Below are 20839 nucleotides of genomic sequence, written 5' to 3'. Positions count from 1 at the left end.
GTACATCCTCAATTAGCACCAGTCATTGCCCGGAGTCCTCGATGCCGATGTCGAACCTGATGCCCTGGGCCAGGGGCAGTCGGCTGGACCAGTTGATCGTATTGGTCTGGCGCCGCATGTAGGTCTTCCAGGCATCCGAGCCGGCCTCCCGGCCGCCGCCGGTGTCTTTTTCGCCACCGAAGGCCCCGCCGATTTCCGCACCCGATGTCCCGATGTTGACGTTGGCAATACCGCAATCGCTTCCCCGCTGACTCAAAAAAAATTCGGCCTCGCGCAGGTCGGTGGTCATGATGGCCGAGGAAAGCCCCTGGGGCACCTGGTTGTGAATCGCCACGGCCTCTTCCAGGCTGCGGTAGCGCATGAGGAAGAGAATCGGCGCAAAGGTCTCCTCGGCCACCACCGGGGTGTCCGCCCGGGCCTCGCAGATGCAGGGCGCGACGTAGGTGCCGGTATCCAAGGGCGGCTCGGTCAGCGGGCGCCCGCCGTAAAGGATTTTGCCGCCCTCGGACTCCAGGCGTTCCAGGGCGTCCTGCATGCTGCGGACGGCGGCCCGGTCGATCAGGGGCCCCATCAGGGTGCCGGCCGCAAGGGGGTTGCCCACCGTCACCTGGCGGTAGGCCTGGACCAGGGCGGCCGAGAGGGCCTCGTAGATCGACTCATGGATGATCAGGCGCCGCGTGCTGGTACAGCGCTGGCCCGCGGTGCCGACGGCGCCGAAAACAATGGCCGGCACGGCCAGCTTGAAATCGGCGCTGGGGGTGACGATGATGCCGTTGTTGCCGCCCAGCTCCAGCAGGCTGCGGCCCAGCCGGCCCGCCACCGCGCGTGCCACCTCACGGCCCATGGCGACGCTGCCCGTGGCGGAGATCAGCGGAAGGCGGCGGTCGTGGGCCAGGGGCTCTCCGACGGCCTCGCGGTCGCCCACCACGAGGTTCACGATCCCCTGGGGCAGATCCTGGCGCTCCAGCACCTCCCAGACGATCTTGGTGGCGGCGATCGCGCTTAAGGCGGCTTTTGAGGAGGGCTTCCAGACCACGGTGTTTCCGGCCACCAGGGCGATCATGGCGTTCCACGCCCAGACCGCCACCGGGAAATTGAAGGCCGTGATCACCCCGATCGGGCCCAGCGGATGCCACTGCTCGTAAATGCGGTGGTCCGGGCGCTCGCTGTGCATGCTCAGCCCGTATAGCATACGGGACTGCCCCAGCGCGAAATCGGCGATATCGATCATTTCCTGGACTTCACCCGCGCCTTCCGCCCGGATCTTGCCGACTTCGAGGCTCACCAGTGCGCCCAGTTCCTGCTTGTGGGCTCTGAGGGCTTCCCCGATCTGGCGCACGATTTCGCCGCGTTTGGGGGCCGGAACCGTGCGCCAGCTTTCAAAGGCCTTCTGTGCGCGGCTGATCACGGTTTCATAATCGCTACGGGCGGCGGTGCGAACGCGCCCGATCACCCCGTTATCAATGGGGGAGCGAACCTCCAGGGTCCGCCCTTCGGCGGCCAACCACGCCCCGCTGCCGACGCCGGAGTGTTCGCCGGTCAGCTGGAATTCATCCAGGATTGCCTTCATGCTGTCCCCTTTCGATGGTTGCGAAATGGCTTTGGAGCACGCCTGGGCGCGGCTGGCCGGCGGCGCCTCACCCCGCGGGGGTGTTGCGGCAGAGATCCGCCTTTAAGACAGCGCTTGCCTTCTGCGCCCTCACCCGCTAAGCACGAAAATGGTACCGGGGGACGCAGCGGCTGCCCCGCCGTGTGGTTCGAGCCGCTGGATGGAGCGGGGAAGGCGGGTGTGCTGGCGGGGCGCTCCCGCAGGGCCGTCCTCGAACGCGCAGGCTTCGGGTCGGCCCACAGGCAGCGGCCGGCAGGCCGTTTCCCGGCTTTTTTTCCCCGGGCACTTGGGTTTTCCGAGGACGGCCCTGATGGATGATGGTCACTTCCAAAGCCTTCTGGAATTACTCCGTTTCAGTTGGTCCGGCTACCGCAAGGTGCGCAAGGGGGCAAAAAAACGCATCGTCCGGCACATGCAGGTCCTGGGCTGCCGGGAGATGAGCACCTACCTGGCCTGCCTGGCGGCGGATGCGGCCGTCAGGAGCGCGTGCGAAAAATGCCTAACGGTTCCCATCAGCCGGTTTTTCAGGGACCGGCGCTTGTGGGATACCCTCCAGGCGCAGCTGCCGCAGTGGGTGGGCGCCCGGCCGCCTGGGGCCTCGTATCGGGTCTGGTCGGCCGGCTGCGCCCGTGGCGAGGAAACTTACTCATTCAAGATTCTTTGGACCCTATTGGCATCGCAAGCGTCCGGGATGAACGCCGTTCTGGAGCTTTTGGGTTCCGATCTGAACCCCGATCATCTGGCGGCCGCCCGCCGGGGTGTTTACGCTGCCGCCAGCCTCCGGGAAATGAGGCCTGCCGAGCGCGCCGCGGGGCTGACGATGCTGCGCGGCGGGCGGCATTGGGTGGTGCGCCCCGCCATCAGACAAGGCATCCTCTGGCGGATGCATGACCTGCGCGCCGGGCCGCCGGGCGGCCCGTACGATCTCATTTTTCTGCGCAACTCGATCCTTACCTACTTGGCGGAACCGGGCAGGTCCGAGGCTTTTGCGAAGGTGCTGGGCGTTCTGGCTCCCGGTGGAATCCTGATCATCGGCGGCCACGAGCGGCTGCCGCTGACCCGGGAGACGTTGCGCCCGATTGCTGGCTACCGCCAGGCTTTCCAGGCTCCCGTCGATGGTGCCATCAATTGACGAATACCACCGATACGTCCTTTACGGCATTGATGACCTTCTGCGATATGCTGCCCAAAAAAAACTCCTTGATGCCCGAGATGCCCCGCCGGCCGAGAACCACGACATCGTAACCGGTCTGCGCCTCGGCGGCGATGTCCTGCGCGATCCCCTTTTTCTTGGCTTCCATTTTGATCTTGATGGCGTCAGCGTCGAAGCCCGCGGCCAGAAGGTCTTTTTTGGCACCGGCCAGGGCGTTTTCGATCAGTTCGCGCTTTTTGGCTTCGATGGTGCAAAAAGAGGTCTGCTGGGTTACAAAATAGGGGGTGAGTTCGGGGCTGTCCATTTCGCAAATGGAAGCCGTGTCGGGCAGGACGCTGAAAAGCGTGATGCGGCTGTCGGGCGTGAACGTTTGGGCGACAAATGCGGCCGCCCGTCGGGCGTTTTCAGAATCGTCGATCGCGATCAGAATTTTTTTGGCCATAGGGTTCTCTCCTTTCGGGTTGGGGGATTGCGATGCGCGGCCGCCGGTTCACCACGCCCGGCACCGGGGCGGCGGGCGAGGCACTGGCGCCCCGACCGGCTCTGCGGGGTGCCGGCCCCCTGTCGGGGGCGTGGGGTAGGGCAAGCGTTTAAGACTTCTAATGACACAATTGTCAGCGAAATGTCAAAAACAAGGGGACGCGAGATTGATAGGGAATTTAGGTCCCAGCGGGTTTGGGGGAAAACCCGCGGGATTGACAAGGCAACGGGGTTTGCCTATTTTTTGGTGTAAAGATCTTTGGAGGTCCTAAGGCATTTTCACCGTCCCGGCCGCGGGACCCCATTAAACCGGGTTTTTGAGGAGAATGCCATGAGTGCTGGGATTACTTACGAGTGTCCGAAATGTCAACGGCAAAATGAAGGAGATGCCGAGCAGGCGCCCGTCTGCTGCGGCCAGCCGATGAAGCCGATCGACCCGCTGCCGGTCTGCGGGGTTTCCCAGACCGCCGAACACTCCCGCCTGGAGGACGGCGGCGAACCCTGTGACGACGGTCGCGCCGGCCTGCGCTGAAGGCTACGTCGGCCAGCGGCGGGCTTGGCGCTGAGGTCCGTCAGTCGATCGGGATTAATGTCCGCTGCGTTTTGAAAGGGGCTGCTCCATGCCAGAGGAAACGAGGGAGACGATAGCGGTAAATGCGGTTGTCGAGATGACCGCCGAGAGCTTGCAGGCGATTGTGAGAAACGCCAAGGCCCTTGCTGGCCGCGATGCCAGCGGTCGTTATCGGGTGGACACGGCCGACAAGGTGGGGGAGATGATATCCCGCTTTCTGCGCTGGCACGATTTTGAAAGCTTCGTCCAGGATATCGCCAACTACAAACCCTGAAACGCCCCCCGGCGTTCGTGCAGGCGCTGGGTCGCCTTCAAGCAGCACCTCCCGCCCGTTGGCCTGATTGACGGGCCGCCGGCAGCGACCGGTGGCCCCTGGTGCGCTTGACCGTACCTCCGCCATGCCGATCTTAAGATTTGAGACCTACACGTGCCTAGACCGACAGTTCACACCCCAATGGAGGCGCCATGACGACATCCTCCTCCCAAAGCGAAAGCCTGACGGAGTTCAAAGATTCCTTCGCTTATGGGTCGCGCACTGACCTGAACTTCAAGTTTTTGAAGAGCCTGCCGGATCAGGAGGCGGCCGAGTTTTTCCGGCTGCTTCTCTTGAAACTGGGCGCGGCCCTGGACGACGGCGACTTTGGCCGCGTGATCGACCACGTCCTGGAATGGCAGGCCAGGGGCTATGCCGAGGCCAAACAGTTCGCCTACGACGACGGCCCCTTCACGGTGCTGGCCAAACCGCTCACCGCGGCCCGCATGGCGCTGATCTCCTCCAGCGGGCACTTCGTGGCCGGGGACGACCCCCGGCCGCTGGGAATCGCCGACATGACCCAGGAGATGGCGGTTGCCAAGATCATGGAGATAATCAAGGCGCCGCCGACCCTTTCAGCCATCCCTTTCGACACCCCGCCCCAGCGCCTGCGGGTGCGCCACGGAGGCTACGATATTCGCGGCGCCCAGGCCGACCACAATGTTGTCCTGCCCATTGACGGCCTGCGTCAGCTGCGGGCCGAGGGTAAAATCGGGGCCCTGACCGACGCGGCCTACGCCTTCATGGGAGTCTGCTCCCAGATCCGGCTGTTGAAGCAAAGCGGGCCCCAATGGGTGGCCCTGCTCCAGGAAAAAGAGGTCGAGGCCCTCTTGCTGGTACCCGTCTGACCGGTCTGTCACATGTCGGTCGGACATGTCGCCAGACTGATGGAAGCCAGCGGGATCGCGACGGTGATCGTTGCCAGCCAAGTGTTCCGCGCCCAGCTTGAAAAGATGCATCTGCCCCGGGTGCTGCTGACCCCGCACGTGATGGGACGTCCCCTGGGACCGCCGGGGGACCGTAAACGGCATTTGGAGGTTCTCGGCGCCGCGCTCAGTCTGCTGCAAGAAGCCTCCAGCGCCAAGACCATTGAGACCCTGACCGGCAGTTACCGGCCCTAACATCAGAGAAAGGATAAACCATGGCCCAAATCACCTTCAAAGGCACACCAATCATCACCCAGGGCGATCTGCCGAAGGTTGGCGCTCCGGCGCCGGACTTCACCCTGACCAAAACGGACCTTTCCGATGTCAACCTTTCCGATTTCAAGGGCAAGCGGGTGGTGCTGAACATCTTTCCCAGCGTTGACACCCCGGTGTGCGCCACCTCGGTGCGACGCTTCAACCAGGAGGCCAGCAAACTGGAGAACTGCGTGGTACTGTGCGTCTCCAGGGACCTGCCCTTCGCGCATGCCCGCTTTTGCGGCGCCGAAGGCCTCAACGAAGTCGTATCGGTCTCTGATTTTCGCACCGGGAGCTTCGGTGAGCGCTACGGGGTGACCATTGCAGAAGGCCCGTTGAAGGGCCTGCTGTCCCGCGCCGTGGTGATTGTGGATGAAAAAGGAACGGTGGGCTATACCCAGCAGGTGCCGGAGATCGCCGAGGAGCCGGATTACACGGCGGCCCTGGCGGCCCTGGCCTGATTTTGGTCCTGCCCGCCGAGGGTGTCAAGCGTCGGCCACCGCGCGCACAAAGTTCAGGTCGGTGAAGTCCTGGGGGGATACGTACCCCAGATCGAAGCTGACGCACCAGGCTGCCACGAAAGACCGCCGGTCCGCGCTCCACGCCCAGCGCTGTTCGGGGTCGAACACCGGGTCCAGGCAGAAATCGCGGTTGCGGGGGAGATCGGTCACCAGCGTAAGCAGTTCGTCCACCGTCGGCAGGCGCCAGTTCTGCCTGTCGCCGAAGCCTTCGGCTCTCAGATGCTCCACGTAGGCTGCGGCCTGATGCCAGGTCAGGGGGTAGGGTGTGCCGGCAGTTTGCCACACCAGGCCGCTTTCGGCGTCCAGGATGATGCCCGCGCTTTTCTGCCTGAAAGCTCGCGGCCTGATGCTGAGGGGCCGCCAGAGGGGATCGAGCCGGAAAAACGCCAGCGCCTCTTTTGGGGCCACCTTGCGCGGCGTTTTTCGCAGTATCCGCGGCGCGTGCTTCGCGGTCGGGGATTGACCCGGGGGGTCGGGTGGCAGGCGACAGACCGCTTCTTTGCGCTTTTCCCAGTGGGTTTCAAGATCGGCCAAAGCCGCCAACATTTGGCGGCCGTCGCCATGGCGCGCATCCGGGTTCGGGGCAATGGCCTTGAGGATGAACGCGTCCCAGATGGCGTCAAGGTCGGGGTGCTGCCGGCTGGGAGGCATGGGCTCCGCCATGGGCAGGACCCCGGTCAGCATCCGGTAGAACATCACCCCCGCCGAAAAGACATCGGCGCTGAATCCCGCGGCGTTCGGGTCGGCCTCCTGCTCCGGAGCCGCATACCAGGGCGAGCCGACCTTTAGCTGCTGCGGTCCCGCAAACGTTTCCCCCCTCAGCTTGGAAAGACCGAAATCACATATCTTGGCCGTGTCCTGCTCCGTGATCAGGATGTTGAAGGGCTTGATGTCGCGATGGACGATGCCGGCGTAATGCAGGCAGGCGAGCCCGCTTAGCACCCCGCGGAGGTAGTGAAGCGCCTTGTCCACCGGTATCGCACGCGACGGGCGTTCCACACGGTAGGATTCCCCGATCATCTCGCCGAGGTTGTGGCTGTAATGCTCCATGAGGTAGTGGGGGATCCCTTGGGTTTCGCCAAAGTCCCAGACGGCGACCACATTGGGGTGCCGCAGGCCCGCCATCGTGACCGCCTCGGAAACGAACAAGCGGCGGATTTTTTCAGCGCCCATCAACGCCACCAGCATAGGGTCCGGTTCCAGGCGCTTGAGGGCCACTGTCTTTCGAATCGTGGGGATTTCAACCCGGTAGACCCGGCTCATGGCGCCGCGTCCGAGAAGGCCGCGGATGCGGTATTTTCCAATGGTCTGCATGGCGGTTTTTCTTTTGCGGGGCGGGTCCTGGGGCCAATCCCGCGCTTTTTGGGGTGGCGCTCACCAAAGCCGATCGGCATGGGCTTCGGGGAGCCCGGCGGCCTTGATTTTTCGTACCACCTTGGCGATGTCGTAGGCCAAGAAACGCACCGTGAGGACCTTTTCAAGGGAGTCCCAGATCACGTATTTGGCCCGGTTGTCGCCATCGCGCGGCTGGCCGACGGCGCCGATGTTCAGGATGTGGCGGTTTTCCGGGCGAAGCGCGACGCCGCCTTCCCGCAGGGGGTGGCGTGAGACGTCGTGACCGTCGTATTCCAGGTGTTCCAGGTCGTGGGTGTGACCGATGAAGCAGAGGGGCTCCGAGAGGCGTTGGAAGGTGTTCAAGATCCGCTGCGGCGAAACCTGGAAAAGGTAGGTGGTGATCGCCCGCGGCGGGAAGCCGTGGACAAACCGCAAGCCGTAAAGCGTCAAAACCCCCGGCAGGCGGCTGATGAAGTCCCGGGATGGCTCTGAAAGCCTCTCGATGGTCCAGCGCAGGGACCGGCGCGCCAGGGGGTTGAACCAGCCCAGATGCCGGGGGCTGACCACCGCCAGTTCGTGGTTTCCCATTACCGAGGGGATCCGGCGCTGCTGGAGCAGGTCGATCACCGCGTTGGGATCCGGCCCGTAGCCGATGTTGTCCCCCAGGCTGACGACGGCGTCGATGTCGGCCCGGTCGATGTCCTTTAGAACCTGCTGGAACGCTTCGAGGTTGGCGTGGATGTCGGATAAGACCGCAAGGCGCATGGGTTTAAGGTTCCTGTCGTCCGGGATGGCAGCCCGCCGGAAGTGGGGCGATTCTCCCCAGAGCGTCTAGCGCATCAATCCAAAATACCAGGCCACCAGTTCGCGGCCCATGAAAATATAGGCCAAGGCGCCGGTGGCCAGGAAGGGGCCGAAGGGAACCGCCAGTTTGAGGTTGCTGCGGGCATGCACCATAACCCCCAGCCCGACCACGGTGCCCAGCAATGAGGCCGAAAATATGGTGAAAATCACCCCCTGCCATCCCAAGAGCGCGCCGATCATGGCCAGCAGTTTGACGTCGCCGCCGCCCATGCCTTCCTTTCCGGTCAGCATGCTGTAAGTCCAGGCTACCACAAAAAGGCTGCCGCCGCCAACCACAATGCCCAGCAGGGACGCCTGCCAGCCCATGTGGGGCAGGGTCAGGGCCGCCAGGAAGCACAGCCCAATGCCGGGCAGGGAAATCCGGTCCGGGATGATGCGGTGGTCGATGTCGATAAAGGTGATGGTCACCAGCGCCGCGCTGAATGCCATGTAAATCGCGGCCTCGATGGAGACGCCGAAGCGATGGGCAACGGCCGTGAAAAGCAGGGCGGTCAGGAGCTCCACCAGGGGGTAGCGGGGCGACACCCGGGCCTGGCATTGGCGGCAGCGGCCTTTCAGCCAGAGGTAGCTCAAAATCGGGATGTTGTCGTAGAAGCGAATCGGGCTTCCGCAGCGCGGGCACATGGAGCCCGGGGAGACGATCGATCGGGCGAGCGGTATGCGGTAGATGCAGACATTGAGAAAGCTGCCGATACAGGCACCCAGAATAAAGGCCGGAAGTTCGGGGGCGATGGGTAATGGCATCGTTGCGGGGTCTGTCCTTTTTGAATGGCGGTGTGGATGGAGGGCGGAAAGTCCGTCAGCGCCTCCATGGGGCTCGGTCCGCAGGCGGCCCGCGTCTCAAGGGTTTCTATCGACAGGCGCCGGCTGCGCCTTGATTGGCGGTGCCAATTGCATATCGGTTGGCAATATTGTAAGGTCCGGGCAAAAAATCCTATCTGAATCATTGTCAGAAGGCATAAAAGTCTTATTATAAAAATTTGTTGAATCAAACCCTTTTGGCGGACAACCGCGGGGAGGTCTCCGAAGTTTTCACCGAAAAGGGTCAAAATCCCCCATAGGAGCGAGCATGGCTGAAAGTGACAGGGACGATTTAATCAGCATCATCGAGGAAAGCGAAGATTTCAAGGACCTCCCCGATGTTTTGCCGATGCTTCCGGTCAGGGACGTGGTGATTTTTACCGACATGCTGCTGCCGCTTTTCATCGGCCGCGAGAAGTCGGTGCGGGCGGTGGAGGAGGCCATGGCTCAGGACCGCTTCCTCTTTCTGGCCACCCAGAAACAACCCGCACTGGAAAACCCCAAGGCCGACGAGATCTACCGGGTGGGCACCGTCGGCCGGATCCTGAGGATGCTCAAGTTGCCCGATGGCCGGATGAAAGCGCTTGTGCAGGGTCTGGGGCGCGCCCGGATCGTGCGCTATGTCCGCAAGACCTCCTATTACCGGGTCAAAATAGAGCTGCTGGAAGAAGAGCCCTCCAAGCCGGCGGATCTCGAAATCGAAGCCCTGATGCGCAACGTTCGCGAGAGCAGCGAAAAGATCCTGGCCCTGCGCGGGGAGTTGACCAACGATGTGGGTACGATCCTGGAGAGCATCGAAGACCCGGGGCGCCTGGCCGATCTGGTGGCCTCCAACCTGAAACTCAAGATCGAGGAGTCCCAGGCGCTGCTGGAGATGGTCGATTCCCAGGAGCGGCTCAAGAAGGTCAACGAACTCCTATCCCGGGAAGTGGATCTATCCTCCATGCAGGCCAAGATCCAGTCGGATGTGCGCGACGAGATCTCCAAAAGCCAGCGGGATTATTTTCTGCGGGAGCAGGTGCGGGCCATTCATCGCGAGCTGGGCGATCTGGACGATAAAACCCAGGAAGTCGACGAGTACCGCAAGAAGTTCAAAAAAGCCCGGATGCCCAAGCCCGCCGCCGAGGAGGCCCAGCGTCAGCTCAAACGCCTGGAGCAGATGCACCCCGAAGCGGCCGAATCCACCATGATCCGGACCTATCTGGACTGGCTGGTGGAGATGCCCTGGCAGAAAGCCACCAAGGATGTGATCGACATCGCCAAGGCCAAGGAGATTCTCGACCGGGATCACTACGGCCTGGCGCCGGTGAAGGACCGGATTCTCGAGTATCTCAGCGTGCGCAAGCTCAACCCCAAGATGAAGGGACCCATCCTGTGTTTTGTCGGACCCCCGGGGGTCGGTAAAACTTCCCTGGGACAGGCCATCGCCCGGGCCCTGAAACGCAAGTTCGTCCGGATCTCCCTGGGCGGCATCCGCGATGAAGCCGAAATCCGCGGCCATCGCCGCACCTATATCGGCGCCATGCCGGGGCGCATCCTGCAGGGCTTGAAGCAATGCGGCACCAACAACCCGGTTTTCATGATGGACGAGATCGACAAGCTGGGCTACGACTTCCGCGGCGATCCCTCCTCGGCCCTGCTGGAGGCCCTGGACCCCGAGCAGAACTCCGAATTCAGCGACCACTACCTGAACCTGCCCTTCGACCTTTCCAACGTGATGTTCATCCTGACGGCCAACCTCACCGACACCATTCCCTCGGCGCTCCTGGACCGGATGGAGGTGATCACCCTCTCGGGGTACACCGAGGATGAGAAGCAGGAGATCGCAGAGGCCTATCTGCTGCCCCGGCAGTTGAAGGAAAACGGGCTCAAACTCGGTCAGCTGACCATCAGCGGCGGGGCCCTGCGTCAGATCATCACCGAGTACACCTCCGAGGCGGGATTGCGCAACCTCGAACGCGAACTGGGCACCATCTGCCGCAAGGTCGCCCGCAAAGTCGCCGAGGGCGACAAGAAGAAGTTTTTGGTGACCCGCGCCAACCTCTCCAAGCTGCTGGGGATTCCCAAGTTTTACCCCGAAATGGACCAGGAGGAGAGCCAGGTGGGGCTGGCCACCGGTCTGGCCTGGACCCAGGTGGGGGGCGAGGTCCTCTACGTGGAGGTGTCCCTTTTCGGCGGCAAGGGGGAACTGATCGTCACCGGTCAGTTGGGGGAGGTGATGCAGGAATCGGCGCGGGCGGCGATGACCTATGCGCGTGCCAACCTGAAAGTCTTCAAGGTCAGGGAAACCGTTCTGGACAATCTGGACGTGCACATCCACGTGCCGGCCGGGGCGATCCCCAAGGACGGGCCGTCGGCCGGGATCGCCATGGCCACCGCCCTGATTTCGGCCCTCACCCGGCGGCCGGTGGCCAAGGATGTGGCCATGACCGGGGAGATCACCTTGCGCGGTCGCGTCTTGCCCATCGGCGGCCTAAAGGAGAAAGCCCTGGGCGGCCTGCGGGCGGGTATCCGCACCATCGTGATGCCGGAGAAAAACCGCAAGGACCTCAGCGAACTGCCGACCAACGTCAAGCGCAAAATCAAGTTCGTGCCGGTGGCCCACATGGACCAGGTTCTGGCCGTGGCGCTGGAGGAGGCCTCGGTTCCGGCCCCCGTCCGCAAAGCCCGCGTCAGAAACCGTCGACCGGCCGCAAATGCCGCGCGCTGACATGGGCGCCGGCCACCGTCAGCCGGGGGCGCCCACCAGGGGAGGCCTGCAAACCCGGGGCAAATCCACCGAACCCATCGCAGCGGCCCGGGAGGGGGCATGAAACTGCTGGCGGTGGATACGGCAGCCCAAGGCTGCGGGGTCGCCCTGATGGAAAACGAGCGGCTGCTGGCCGAAATTCTGCTGGTCAGCCGGGAAACCCACTCGCTTCATCTGATGGCCATGATCCGGGAGGTTCTGGCGCGCCCAAAGGTTCCGCTGGCGTCCGTCGACGGTTTTGCCGTGAGCCTGGGACCCGGCTCCTTCACCGGGCTTCGGATCGGCATCAGCACCCTCCAGGGGCTGGCGGCGGCCCTGGGAAAACCACTGGTGGGGGTTGCAACCCTGGAGGCCCTGGCCTGGCAGCACCCCCGCCCGGGATCGCCCGTGGTGGTGATGATGGATGCCCGCCGGGGAGAGGTGTATGGCGCACGCTTTCGTTTCGCTGCGGGTAGCCTGTTGCGCGAAACCCCAGACCAGGTGCAGGACCCGCTGGCGGCGGTCCGGGACGTGACGCAGACATGCCTTTTCGTGGGCAGCGGCGCACTGCTCTACCGGGATCTCATTGCGGCTGCGTTGGGTGAAAAGGCCTGCTTTGTGCCGGATTTTCAGAACCAGCTGCGGCCCTCGTCGGTGGCCTGGCTGGGGTGGCGGCGGCTGGTGGAGGGAACGCCTGCGCCCCTGGGAGATCTACGGCCGATCTATGTCCGGAAATCGGATGCCGAGATACACCGTGGGACGGCGGCCGGGCGCTTGCCTTGAGACCAATGAATCTCCAGCACCGGCCGGTCTTTTCGTTGACGTTTTGGAATACTTCGGGTATCTTCCCCCGACTGGTTTGCGGTTGCCTGTGTTTTTTCGCTGGGTGGTCGGTGGACGCAACTTCCCTTGACGTGATGCTTTCCCATGAATGATTACAGCTGGTCCGATTCCCCCGCGCAGGCGGCCTTTCCGATCGCCAAGGCGGGCGTGCCCATGATTCTGGCCGGCGCCTTTATAACGGCGGTCTTTGCCCTGCTGGGGTTTGCCCTGCCGGCCCTGTTGGGTCTCGGGGCGACCCTGTGCGTCTGTTTTTTTTTCCGGGACCCCGACCGGGTGATTCCCTCCAAGGCGGGGGCCATCGTGTCGCCGGCCGATGGCAAGGTGATCGCCGCCGAGGTCTTGCAGGAGACGCCGTTTTATGACGGGCGGTGCAGGAAGATCAGCATTTTCATGTCGGTCTTCAACGTGCATGTGAACCGCTCCCCGATAGAGGGCACCGTCAAAAAAATCACCTATTTTCCCGGCAAGTTTTTCTCCGCCCACCTGGACAAGGCGTCCCGGGATAACGAGCACAACGCGGTTTTCATGGAAAGCCCCCGGGGGTGGGATTTGTGCGTGGTGCAGGTGGCGGGGCTCATCGCGCGCCGAATCATTTGCTATGTTCACGAAGATCAGCGGATGCTGCGCGGCCAGCGCTTCGGCGTGATCTGCTTCGGCTCGCGGCTGGACGTTTACCTGCCGCTTGAGACCGATCTTGCCGTGGCGGTGGGCGACAAGGTGCGGGCAGGCACCGCCGTGCTGGGGTTTCTGGAAAACCGCTGAAATCGTTCCGGGGCGCGTGATTGAAGGCCAGCGGGCCGCCGCAATCGCCCGGACCAGAGAAATGGGGCCTTCGGCGCCGGCTTCAGCCGTTGCACCGATACCCCATATCAGGGCCCCGGCAAGAAATAATTCCACATCTGGCTTGTCTTTTGGCACGTCACCGGCGTTACATCCGCCGGCACATATCCCGATATGCACCGGCGAATGTGCCTGGGTGACGAACCAAAATCCGGCGCCAGATTGTGGAATTATTTATTGTCGCGACCCTTAACTTTTGGCGGACCGGGCCGTTTGAAAACCTTTTCGACCTGCAACAGGAGTCAGGCCATGTCGGGTAAAGAGTTCCGTGTCGCTGTGGTCGGCGCCACCGGCGCCGTTGGCAATCAGATGATTGCCTGCCTGGAAGAACGCAATTTTCCGATCAAGTCCCTCACCTTGCTGGCCACCCGCAAATCGGTGGGCCGCAAGCTCGAATTCCGCGGAGAAGATATCGCTGTCGCGGAACTGACCGAGGGATCTTTCAAGGGGATCGATATCGCGATTTTCTCCGCCGGCGGCGGCACCAGCGAAAAATTCGCACCGCTTGCGGCCGCCGCCGGCTGCGTCGTGGTGGACAATTCCAGTGCCTGGCGGATGGACCCCGAGGTCCCCCTGGTGGTGCCGGAGGTCAACGCCCATGCCGTGGCCAGCTACACCCGCAAGGGCATCATCGCCAATCCGAACTGCTCCACCATTCAGATGGTCGTCGCCCTCAACCCCGTGCATCGACAATACGGCATCAAACGGCTGGTGATCGCCACCTATCAGGCCGTTTCGGGTACGGGCAAAAAGGCCATCGACGAACTCTCCGATCAGACCCGGGCGCTGTTCAATTCCATGGAAGTCGAAAAAAAGGTCTATCCGCATCAGATCGCCTTCAACTGCCTCCCCCACATCGACGTCTTCTACGACAACGGCTACACCAAAGAGGAGATGAAGATGGTCAACGAAACCCGCAAGATCTTGGAGGACGACACCATCGCCATCACCGCCACGACGGTCCGGGTGCCGGTGTTCTACTCTCATTCCGAGGCCATCAACGTTGAAACCCTTAAGCCGGTCACCGCCGCGGGTGTGCGCGCCCTGCTGGAATCGGCTCCCGGGGTCAAGGTAGTCGACGATCCCAAACGAAATCTTTACCCCCTGGCCATCGAGGCCGCCGGCCAGGACCTGACCCTGGTGGGCCGCATTCGCCAGGATGAATCGGTTCCAAACGGCATCAACCTGTGGGTCGTGGCGGACAATATCCGCAAGGGAGCGGCCACCAACGCCGTTCAGATCGCCGAGGTGCTGGCCGAAAAATACCTCTGAACCGGAAGGCGGGCCGCAGCCGCGGTTCAGCTTGCCGGAGGATGCAGCAGGCTGGGGCGCTGCGCCGGGTGAGAGAGGCAGCTTGAACGAGACAGTCGAATCATTTATTTCCAGGAGTAGTGCTTTGCAAAGAATTCCCATCACACGTGAAGGTTATGAAGCCCTGAAAAAGGAACTGGCACGCCTCAAGTCGGTTGACAGGCCCCAGAACATCAAGGCCATCGAAGAGGCCCGCGCCCACGGCGACCTTTCCGAAAACGCCGAGTTTGAAGCTGCCAAGGACCGCCAGGCCTTCATCGAGGGCCGGATCAGCGAGCTGGATTTCAAGTTGAACAGCGCCGACATCATCGATCCGACCAAACTGCCCAAGGATCGGGTGGTCTTCGGCACCCGGGTTCTGCTTGAAAACGTTGACACCGCCGAAGCGGTGGAGTACCAACTGGTCGGGCCGGAAGAATCGGACGTGGACCGGGGCAAAATTTCGATTTCCTCGCCGCTGGGCAAGGCCATTTTGGGCAAAAAGCCCGGTGACGAGATTTTACTCCTGGCCCCGGGGGGCAAGCGTTCCTACGAACTGGTGGATATTCTGTAATGCCGGACCATTGGGTTAAAAAAGTGAAAGTTTCGATTTCAATAGCTTTAAACAACAGCCCGATAATAGGTGAAAAAATTGGCGAGAATTACCATTGAAGACTGCATGAAGCGGGTGCCCAACCGTTTCCTTCTGGTGCACATGGCAGCCAAGCGCGTGCGACAGATCCGGGAAGGCTCCGAATACCTGGTGAGCTCCCCCAAGAACGAGGATATCGTCGTTTCCCTGCGGGAAATCGCGGCTGGCAAGGTTTTTATCCAGAAGGAACCCGAGACAGCTGAAAAATAGCCTGTTTGGCGGAGGAGCCGATGGCCGCGGGGAACTTCAAGGCGCTCAACCGGGCCGTCGGCAAAGCCCTTCACCGCTACGGGATGCTTGCCGACGGTGACCGGGTCTTGATCGGGGTCTCCGGCGGGATGGACAGCCTGACGCTGATGTGGATCCTGCAGGAGCGCCAGCGGCGGGTGCCCATCGCCTACGAGATCTTTCCCGTCTACATCGATCCGGGCTTCGCCGGCGGCTTCAACGACCCGCTGGCGGGTTTTTGTGCTTCCCAGGGGCTTGCGCTGCGGGTTGAACTGACCGATTTTGGTCTGCGCGGGCACAGCCCGGAAAATCGCGAAAACCCCTGTTTTCTCTGCTCGCGGCTGCGGCGCAGACGTCTCTTTGAGATTGCCGATGAAATGGGCTGCAACAAACTGGCGTTGGGCCACAACAAGGATGATATCATCGAGACATTTTTCCTCAACATCTGCTACGCGGGTGAAATCAGTACGATGAAGCCGCTGCAGCCCTTTTTCGGTGGGCGCTTCGAGGTCATCCGGCCGCTGGCGTTCGCCGAGGGGGATTTGATTCGGCGCTTCGCCCGCAGCCGGGAATTTCCGGTCTTTGAAAATACCTGCCCATCGGCCCGGACCTCCAGGCGGGGGGAAATCAAGGGGCTCTTGGAGCGCCTCTACCGTTCGAACCGCAAAATCAAGGGGAATATCTTTCGTGCCATGCACCATGTGAGGCCGGAATACCTCTTGAAAGCGCCGTCGCGTCATTGAGGCCGGCGGCTTGCGGTCGGCTGGAAAAATCGCTGCCGCCAACGCACTGTTTTTGCCCGTCGCATCACCCTAAAAACCCCACGGCGCGGTGAGGATCACCGGGTTTCCGGGCGTCACCCGCCATGGCCCGGCGCTTTTGTTCAAAACCTTCTGATCGGGGACTTTTCGGGTCCGTCCATCATGAAAGACACCCAAAACCAGCGCGACTACCGCAACATTCCCATCGACAAGGTCGGTATCAAGAACCTGCGCTACCCCATTATCGTCAAGGACCGCCGGGAGGGGATCCAGCACACCGTCGCGAACATCAACATGTACGTGGACCTGCCCCACAAGTACCGCGGCACCCACATGAGCCGCTTCGTGGAGATGCTGCACATCTTTCACCCAGAGATTTCGCTCAAGCGCTTCCTGGTCATTCTCGAGGAGATGAAGCAGCATCTGAACGCCAAATCGGCGCATGTCGAGGTGACCTTCCCGTACTTCATCGAGAAGCATTCCCCGGTCAGCCATTCCCCCGGCTTGATGGACTATACCTGCCGCATAACCGGCTCCAGCAATCCCCAGAGTCAAATCGACCTGGTCTCCGAGGTGATCGTGCCGATCACATCGGTCTGCCCCTGCTCCAAGGAGATCAGCGACGGCGGCGCCCACAACCAGCGCGGCAAGGTCCGGCTGCGGGTGCGGTTCAAGAAGTTCATCTGGCTGGAGGACATGATCGAACTGGTGGAGCGCTGCGCCTCCTGCGAGGTGTTCTCGGTGCTGAAGCGCGTGGACGAGAAGTGCGTCACCGAAAGGGGCTACAACAACCCCAAATTTGTCGAGGACGTGGTGCGGGACATCGCCGTGGCCCTAAACGAAGACCCCAACATCACCTGGTTTGCCGTGAGCGCCGAGAACTTCGAGTCCATCCACAACCACAGCGCCTACGCATCGATCACCAAAGAAAAGGACCCTGCCCGCAGGAATTCCTGAACGGCGGCCCGCCCCGCTCCCCTGTTGTCTCCCGCCCCGCTGCTGCCGTCTCGGGCCACCTTCCGCTGCTTTTGCCCTTGCCCGTCGGCAACCATCCCGATTGCGGTTTTCCCTGCATCCCTTTGAGGCGCTGAACCACCGCTCAGTTCAGGCGCTCGTGAAGGCCCCGCATGATCCTGTCGGTGGAACGGCCGGGGGTGTTGACCAGCAGCGCAAACCGGTAGCAGCCGCCCGCGGCGCTGGCGATGTAGCCGGCGCGGGTGCGGATGCCGTTGAGCGTGCCGGTCTTGTAATATTCCCGACCCTCCCGGCGCAGCAGGCTGCGGAACGGTTCGAAGGCGGTGAGGACCCGGTCCATCTCGCGGGCCGAAATGCGGTTCTGGCGCGAAATCCCCGAGCCCTCCACCAGTCTGAGGTCATCCAACCCCAACACGTCGGCGGCATAGGCGCGGGTGGCGGCAACCCCTTTGGCCAGCGTTCCCGGCGGCTCTGCGGTGGCGGCCCCGATGACCACGGTCAGCTGGTTGGCGATGAAGTTGTTGGAGTGCTCCAAGAGCTCGGCGATGACCGCGGTCAACGGGTGGGGTGCCCTGTGGCGGTACACCAGGCGCCGGGTGGCCGGGTCGCCGCGGCCGATCCGCACCGATCCGTGACTCCGGATGCCGCCGGCCAACAAAAAGTGGCGGATGAGGTGGCCGGCGTAGCGGAGGTGGTCCTGGTTTTGGCCTGAGAGCACGATCCGGCCGCTTTTTAGGTCGGAGGCGCGGATGCGTGCCGCGGCGAAGGGGATCAGCGGGGTTTGGGGCTCCGCGCTGACCAGGCGCCCGTTGACGGTCTCGAATGCGACCGTGTTGAAATTGACGCACAGGGCGCCGTTGGGGGCATCGTAGGGTTGGGGCGAGGTCGAAACCCCCGGGATCCGGATCGGCTGCTCAAAGAAACTCGCGTCCAGCACCAGATCGTTGAAACGCTGGAGCCGCGGGGTCAAGGCGGCTGCGATCTCGGCCAGGGTTTCGGATACCAGGAGCGGGTCGCCGGATCCGCGGACGATGAGGTTGTGGTCGGAGTCGAGGTAAAAATCAGTCTCGAAGCGGAAATCCGGCCCCAGGTAATGCAGGGCGCTTAAGGCCGTGAGAACCTTCAGGATCGAGGCAGGAACCAGCTGCCGATCGGCGTTTGCGGCCAGCAGCACCCGGCCGTCGGGTGCGGTTACCAGGGCGGCGTCAGCGGGGCCGAGCAGGGGTTTCAGCCCCTCCAGGGAGGCCGCCGGCAGGCCGGTCGGCAGTAGCAAGCCGGCCAGGCATGCGGCCAGCAGCCACTTCCGGCTGCACTGCCAAGGGCCTGAGACGAACAGACGAAATCCAGGCATGTTGGTCACTCCCCAAGCCACCGCTCCCCCTCCGGCGGCGGAGGGCAAAGCGGTTTTCAGGCCGCCCCCCTCAGGTTGCGCGGCAGTCAGCGGAAGGGCTTTCCACGATCAGGGTGACGGGGCCGTCGTTGATCAGCGAAACGGCCATCATCGCCCGAAAACGGCCGGTTGCCACGGTCACCCCCGCGGCCCGGGCCTTTTCCACAAAGTCCTCGTAGAGGCTCTGCGCCAGTTCGGGGGCGGCCGCCCGGGCAAACGAGGGCCGCCGCCCCTTGCGGCAGTCGCCCAGCAGGGTGAACTGGGATACCACCAGCATCTGTCCGCCGGTGTCTATCAGGCTGCGGTTCATCTTGCCGGCGGCGTCTTCGAAGATTCGCAGGTGGACGATCTTTTCGGCCAGCTGGGTGGCATCCGCGGGGGTGTCGCCGCTGGCGACCCCCAGCAGCACCAGGAGGCCGCGGCCGATCTCGCCGACCACCTCCCCCGCGACGCTCACCCGGCTCTGTGCGACTCTCTGAATTACGGCCCGCATTCAGTCCTCCGGTCATGGTTCGGGCCTGCCAGACCAGATGTCACCGTTTTGGGGACCGGTCCAGCAGGGCGCCGAAGGGGTTGTTGAACGGCCGCTTGAGGGTTTCCTTGCCGCTAGGCCGGCGGTGCTCCTTGGAGCGCTCCGAAGCGCCCCCGCGCGGCGCGGTAGCCGGCTCATGGTGCGGGGCTTCAGCGGGGGCCGATTTCATCGAAAGCGAGATCCGTTTGCGCGCCAGATCGACCGCCAGCACGGTAACCTTTACCCGCTGCTGCAGCCGCACCACCTGGGCGGGGTCCTTGACGAAGCGGTCGGCCAGTTCGCTCACGTGCACCAGGCCGTCCTGATGGACCCCGATATCCACAAACGCCCCGAAAGCCGTGACATTGGTGACAATGCCGGGAAGCTTCATTCCCGGCTGCAAATCCTCCAGGGTCGCGACGCCCTCGGCAAACTCAAAGGCCTCGAAGGTTTCCCGCGGGTCCCGTCCCGGTTTGGCCAGCTCCTCGAGAATATCGGTCAGGGTCGGCAGGCCGACGGTTGCCGTTACATAGCGTTTGAGGTCGATCTTCCGCTGCATCTGCGGCGCGGCCAGCAGATCGGCCAGGGAACAGCCCAGGTCCCGGGCCATGCGGTCCACGATGGGGTAGCTCTCCGGGTGCACCGCGCTGGCATCCAGGGGGTTGGCGCCGTTTTTGACCCGCAGAAATCCCGCGGCCTGCTCAAAGGCCTTGGGGCCAAGACGCGGCACCTGCTTGAGCGCCTCGCGGGAGCCAAACGGCCCGTGCTCGTTTCGAAAAAGGAGGATATTGCGTGCCAGCCGGGGGCCGAGGCCGGAAACATAGGCCAGCAGTTCGGCGCTGGCCGTGTTGAGATCCACGCCGACGGCGTTGACGCAGCTGACGACCACGTCATCCAGCGCATCCTTCAGGGCGCTGGGGTCCACGTCGTGCTGGTACTGGCCGACACCGATGGACTTGGGGTCGATTTTAACCAGCTCCGCCAGGGGATCCATCAGGCGCCGGCCGATGGAAACCGCACCGCGGACGGTCAGGTCCAGATCGGGAAACTCCGCGCGCGCGGTCTCGGATGCCGAATAGATCGAGGCCCCGCTTTCGTTGATCAGCAGGATCGGCAGGTTTTGGGCGCAGGGCAGGCCCTTGACGATCGTTTCCGTTTCCCGGCCGGCCGTGCCGTTGCCCACCGCGATGGCCTCGATCTGAAAGGCCTCGCAGAGGGTGGCCATTTTCTGGACGGCCTCCTCGCGGCGCTTTTCCGAAGTGTGAAAAAAAAGGGTGTCGTGGTGCAGCAGCTTCCCCTGGGGGTCCAGGCAGACCACCTTGCAGCCGGTGCGAAACCCGGGGTCGATGCCCATTACCCGCTTGGGCCCCAGGGGCGGGGCGAGCAGCAGCTGGCGCAGGTTCCCGGCGAACACCCGGATGGCCTCGCGGTCGGCCCGTTCCTTGAGGGCCAGGCGGGCCTCGGTTTCCATGGCCCGCGACAGCAGGCGCCGGTAGCCGTCGCGCAGCGCCAGGCGCACCTGTTCGGCATCCTCGCCGCTGCCGTGGATGAAGCGGCTTTCCAGCAGCGCAAGGGCCGCCTCCTCGGGTGGCGCGATGCTCACGTTCAGGATGTCTTCGCGCTCCCCGCGGCGTATGGCCAAAATGCGGTGGGAGGGGGCTTTGGCGGCCGGTTCGGTCCAGTCGAAGTAATCGCGGAACTTGGCACCGGCCGTTTCCTGACCGCCGGCCACGGTGCTGCGGATCACGGCCTGGGTGGCGAAGAGTTGGCGCATGTCGGCGCGCGCGGCGGGG

General features: G+C 63.1%; 22 protein-coding genes. 14 read left to right on the top strand and 8 right to left on the bottom strand.

Annotated features, from left to right (window positions below; genetic code table 11):
• Positions 1-22 precede the first annotated feature (22 nt).
• On the bottom strand, positions 23-1570 hold the full coding sequence (locus LJE63_14325; protein ID MCG6907783.1) for an aldehyde dehydrogenase family protein: 1548 nt from the start codon (positions 1568-1570) through the stop codon (positions 23-25).
• Between the two features lie 349 nt (positions 1571-1919).
• Here LJE63_14325 and LJE63_14320 point away from each other — a divergent pair, with 349 nt between their 5' ends.
• The gene (locus LJE63_14320; protein ID MCG6907782.1) at positions 1920-2741 is read left to right on the top strand and encodes a hypothetical protein; all 822 of its coding nucleotides are present in this window, start codon (positions 1920-1922) and stop codon (positions 2739-2741) included.
• Here the strand turns inward: LJE63_14320 and LJE63_14315 are convergent.
• A complete protein-coding gene (locus tag LJE63_14315) occupies positions 2734-3204 on the bottom strand; it encodes a universal stress protein (protein MCG6907781.1) in 471 nt (156 codons plus the stop codon). The genes LJE63_14320 and LJE63_14315 overlap by 8 nt on opposite strands.
• A gap of 369 nt (positions 3205-3573) precedes the next feature.
• On the opposite strand from LJE63_14315, the gene LJE63_14310 reads away from it, so the two are divergent.
• The 5 genes from LJE63_14310 to tpx all read left to right on the top strand — a co-directional run bounded on the left by LJE63_14310 (position 3574) and on the right by tpx (position 5768).
• Positions 3574-3774, top strand: a complete 201-nt coding sequence (locus tag LJE63_14310) for a hypothetical protein (GenBank protein MCG6907780.1) — start codon at positions 3574-3576, stop codon at positions 3772-3774.
• An 88-nt stretch (positions 3775-3862) separates the two neighbouring features.
• Positions 3863-4087: a hypothetical protein gene (locus tag LJE63_14305; protein MCG6907779.1), complete on the top strand. Its 225-nt coding sequence runs from the start codon at positions 3863-3865 to the stop codon at positions 4085-4087.
• A gap of 191 nt (positions 4088-4278) precedes the next feature.
• The gene (locus LJE63_14300; protein ID MCG6907778.1) at positions 4279-4974 is read left to right on the top strand and encodes a glycine/betaine/sarcosine/D-proline family reductase selenoprotein B; all 696 of its coding nucleotides are present in this window, start codon (positions 4279-4281) and stop codon (positions 4972-4974) included.
• 12 nt (positions 4975-4986) lie between these two features.
• Positions 4987-5247 (top strand): hypothetical protein, encoded by a 261-nt coding sequence (locus tag LJE63_14295; protein ID MCG6907777.1) that lies wholly within the window; start codon positions 4987-4989, stop codon positions 5245-5247.
• A gap of 20 nt (positions 5248-5267) precedes the next feature.
• Positions 5268-5768 carry a thiol peroxidase gene (gene tpx / locus LJE63_14290; GenBank protein MCG6907776.1) on the top strand — a complete coding sequence of 167 codons (501 nt, stop codon included), beginning with the start codon at positions 5268-5270 and terminating at the stop codon, positions 5766-5768.
• A gap of 24 nt (positions 5769-5792) precedes the next feature.
• On the opposite strand, the gene LJE63_14285 is transcribed toward tpx, so the two are convergent.
• The 3 genes from LJE63_14285 to LJE63_14275 form a co-directional block, all read right to left on the bottom strand.
• Entirely contained in the window at positions 5793-7142 is a 1350-nt protein-coding gene (locus LJE63_14285) for a protein kinase (GenBank protein MCG6907775.1), read from the bottom strand.
• A 60-nt stretch (positions 7143-7202) separates the two neighbouring features.
• Positions 7203-7928 carry a metallophosphoesterase family protein gene (locus tag LJE63_14280; GenBank protein ID MCG6907774.1) on the bottom strand — a complete coding sequence of 242 codons (726 nt, stop codon included), beginning with the start codon at positions 7926-7928 and terminating at the stop codon, positions 7203-7205.
• 66 nt (positions 7929-7994) lie between these two features.
• Positions 7995-8771, bottom strand: coding sequence for a prepilin peptidase (locus LJE63_14275; GenBank protein ID MCG6907773.1), 777 nt, complete (start codon positions 8769-8771; stop codon positions 7995-7997).
• A gap of 325 nt (positions 8772-9096) precedes the next feature.
• Between LJE63_14275 and lon the strand changes: the two genes are divergently transcribed.
• From lon to folE2, 8 genes are all read left to right on the top strand, one after another.
• Entirely contained in the window at positions 9097-11538 is a 2442-nt protein-coding gene (gene lon, locus LJE63_14270; GenBank protein ID MCG6907772.1) for an endopeptidase La, read from the top strand.
• A gap of 99 nt (positions 11539-11637) precedes the next feature.
• Complete coding sequence (tsaB, locus tag LJE63_14265) at positions 11638-12339, top strand: tRNA (adenosine(37)-N6)-threonylcarbamoyltransferase complex dimerization subunit type 1 TsaB (GenBank protein ID MCG6907771.1); 702 nt, start codon at positions 11638-11640, stop codon at positions 12337-12339.
• A gap of 144 nt (positions 12340-12483) precedes the next feature.
• A complete protein-coding gene (locus LJE63_14260; GenBank protein MCG6907770.1) occupies positions 12484-13161 on the top strand; it encodes a phosphatidylserine decarboxylase family protein in 678 nt (225 codons plus the stop codon).
• A gap of 327 nt (positions 13162-13488) precedes the next feature.
• Positions 13489-14511: an aspartate-semialdehyde dehydrogenase gene (locus LJE63_14255; protein ID MCG6907769.1), complete on the top strand. Its 1023-nt coding sequence runs from the start codon at positions 13489-13491 to the stop codon at positions 14509-14511.
• Positions 14512-14635: 124 nt separating this feature from the next.
• Positions 14636-15103: a transcription elongation factor GreA gene (greA, locus tag LJE63_14250; protein ID MCG6907768.1), complete on the top strand. Its 468-nt coding sequence runs from the start codon at positions 14636-14638 to the stop codon at positions 15101-15103.
• Positions 15104-15181: 78 nt separating this feature from the next.
• Positions 15182-15391: a DNA-directed RNA polymerase subunit omega gene (gene rpoZ / locus LJE63_14245; protein ID MCG6907767.1), complete on the top strand. Its 210-nt coding sequence runs from the start codon at positions 15182-15184 to the stop codon at positions 15389-15391.
• A 20-nt stretch (positions 15392-15411) separates the two neighbouring features.
• Positions 15412-16152, top strand: a complete 741-nt coding sequence (locus LJE63_14240) for a tRNA 2-thiocytidine(32) synthetase TtcA (GenBank protein MCG6907766.1) — start codon at positions 15412-15414, stop codon at positions 16150-16152.
• Positions 16153-16332: 180 nt separating this feature from the next.
• A complete protein-coding gene (gene folE2, locus LJE63_14235; protein ID MCG6907765.1) occupies positions 16333-17127 on the top strand; it encodes a GTP cyclohydrolase FolE2 in 795 nt (264 codons plus the stop codon).
• Between the two features lie 142 nt (positions 17128-17269).
• On the opposite strand, the gene LJE63_14230 is transcribed toward folE2, so the two are convergent.
• The 3 genes from LJE63_14230 to LJE63_14220 form a co-directional block, all read right to left on the bottom strand.
• Positions 17270-18496: a D-alanyl-D-alanine carboxypeptidase gene (locus tag LJE63_14230; protein MCG6907764.1), complete on the bottom strand. Its 1227-nt coding sequence runs from the start codon at positions 18494-18496 to the stop codon at positions 17270-17272.
• Positions 18497-18566: 70 nt separating this feature from the next.
• Positions 18567-19028 carry a D-tyrosyl-tRNA(Tyr) deacylase gene (gene dtd, locus LJE63_14225; protein ID MCG6907763.1) on the bottom strand — a complete coding sequence of 154 codons (462 nt, stop codon included), beginning with the start codon at positions 19026-19028 and terminating at the stop codon, positions 18567-18569.
• A gap of 40 nt (positions 19029-19068) precedes the next feature.
• A partial coding sequence (locus tag LJE63_14220; protein ID MCG6907762.1) for a helix-hairpin-helix domain-containing protein occupies positions 19069-20839 on the bottom strand: 1771 nt, incomplete at its 5' end.

This window comes from Desulfobacteraceae bacterium, from assembly GCA_022340425.1.
Lineage (GTDB): Bacteria > Desulfobacterota > Desulfobacteria > Desulfobacterales > JAABRJ01 > JAABRJ01.
The sequence above is the reverse complement of the archived record's forward strand: the minus strand, read 5'-3'. Positions and strand labels throughout refer to the sequence as shown.

Excerpts from the sequence above, each read along its gene's own strand:
- LJE63_14255 (MCG6907769.1), top strand. The coding sequence starts at position 13,489 with ATGTCGGGTAAAGAGTTCCGTGTCGCTGTGGTCGGCGCCACCGGCGCC.
- LJE63_14295 (MCG6907777.1), top strand. The coding sequence starts at position 4,987 with ATGTCGGTCGGACATGTCGCCAGACTGATGGAAGCCAGCGGGATCGCG.
- LJE63_14315 (MCG6907781.1), bottom strand. The coding sequence starts at position 3,204 with ATGGCCAAAAAAATTCTGATCGCGATCGACGATTCTGAAAACGCCCGA.
- dtd (MCG6907763.1), bottom strand. The coding sequence starts at position 19,028 with ATGCGGGCCGTAATTCAGAGAGTCGCACAGAGCCGGGTGAGCGTCGCG.
- LJE63_14230 (MCG6907764.1), bottom strand. The coding sequence starts at position 18,496 with ATGCCTGGATTTCGTCTGTTCGTCTCAGGCCCTTGGCAGTGCAGCCGG.
- LJE63_14260 (MCG6907770.1), top strand. The coding sequence starts at position 12,484 with ATGAATGATTACAGCTGGTCCGATTCCCCCGCGCAGGCGGCCTTTCCG.
- LJE63_14285 (MCG6907775.1), bottom strand. The coding sequence starts at position 7,142 with ATGCAGACCATTGGAAAATACCGCATCCGCGGCCTTCTCGGACGCGGC.
- lon (MCG6907772.1), top strand. The coding sequence starts at position 9,097 with ATGGCTGAAAGTGACAGGGACGATTTAATCAGCATCATCGAGGAAAGC.
- LJE63_14320 (MCG6907782.1), top strand. The coding sequence starts at position 1,920 with ATGGATGATGGTCACTTCCAAAGCCTTCTGGAATTACTCCGTTTCAGT.
- tpx (MCG6907776.1), top strand. The coding sequence starts at position 5,268 with ATGGCCCAAATCACCTTCAAAGGCACACCAATCATCACCCAGGGCGAT.
- LJE63_14300 (MCG6907778.1), top strand. The coding sequence starts at position 4,279 with ATGACGACATCCTCCTCCCAAAGCGAAAGCCTGACGGAGTTCAAAGAT.
- LJE63_14275 (MCG6907773.1), bottom strand. The coding sequence starts at position 8,771 with ATGCCATTACCCATCGCCCCCGAACTTCCGGCCTTTATTCTGGGTGCC.
- folE2 (MCG6907765.1), top strand. The coding sequence starts at position 16,333 with ATGAAAGACACCCAAAACCAGCGCGACTACCGCAACATTCCCATCGAC.
- tsaB (MCG6907771.1), top strand. The coding sequence starts at position 11,638 with ATGAAACTGCTGGCGGTGGATACGGCAGCCCAAGGCTGCGGGGTCGCC.
- LJE63_14280 (MCG6907774.1), bottom strand. The coding sequence starts at position 7,928 with ATGCGCCTTGCGGTCTTATCCGACATCCACGCCAACCTCGAAGCGTTC.
- LJE63_14240 (MCG6907766.1), top strand. The coding sequence starts at position 15,412 with ATGGCCGCGGGGAACTTCAAGGCGCTCAACCGGGCCGTCGGCAAAGCC.
- LJE63_14325 (MCG6907783.1), bottom strand. The coding sequence starts at position 1,570 with ATGAAGGCAATCCTGGATGAATTCCAGCTGACCGGCGAACACTCCGGC.
- LJE63_14305 (MCG6907779.1), top strand. The coding sequence starts at position 3,863 with ATGCCAGAGGAAACGAGGGAGACGATAGCGGTAAATGCGGTTGTCGAG.
- LJE63_14310 (MCG6907780.1), top strand. The coding sequence starts at position 3,574 with ATGAGTGCTGGGATTACTTACGAGTGTCCGAAATGTCAACGGCAAAAT.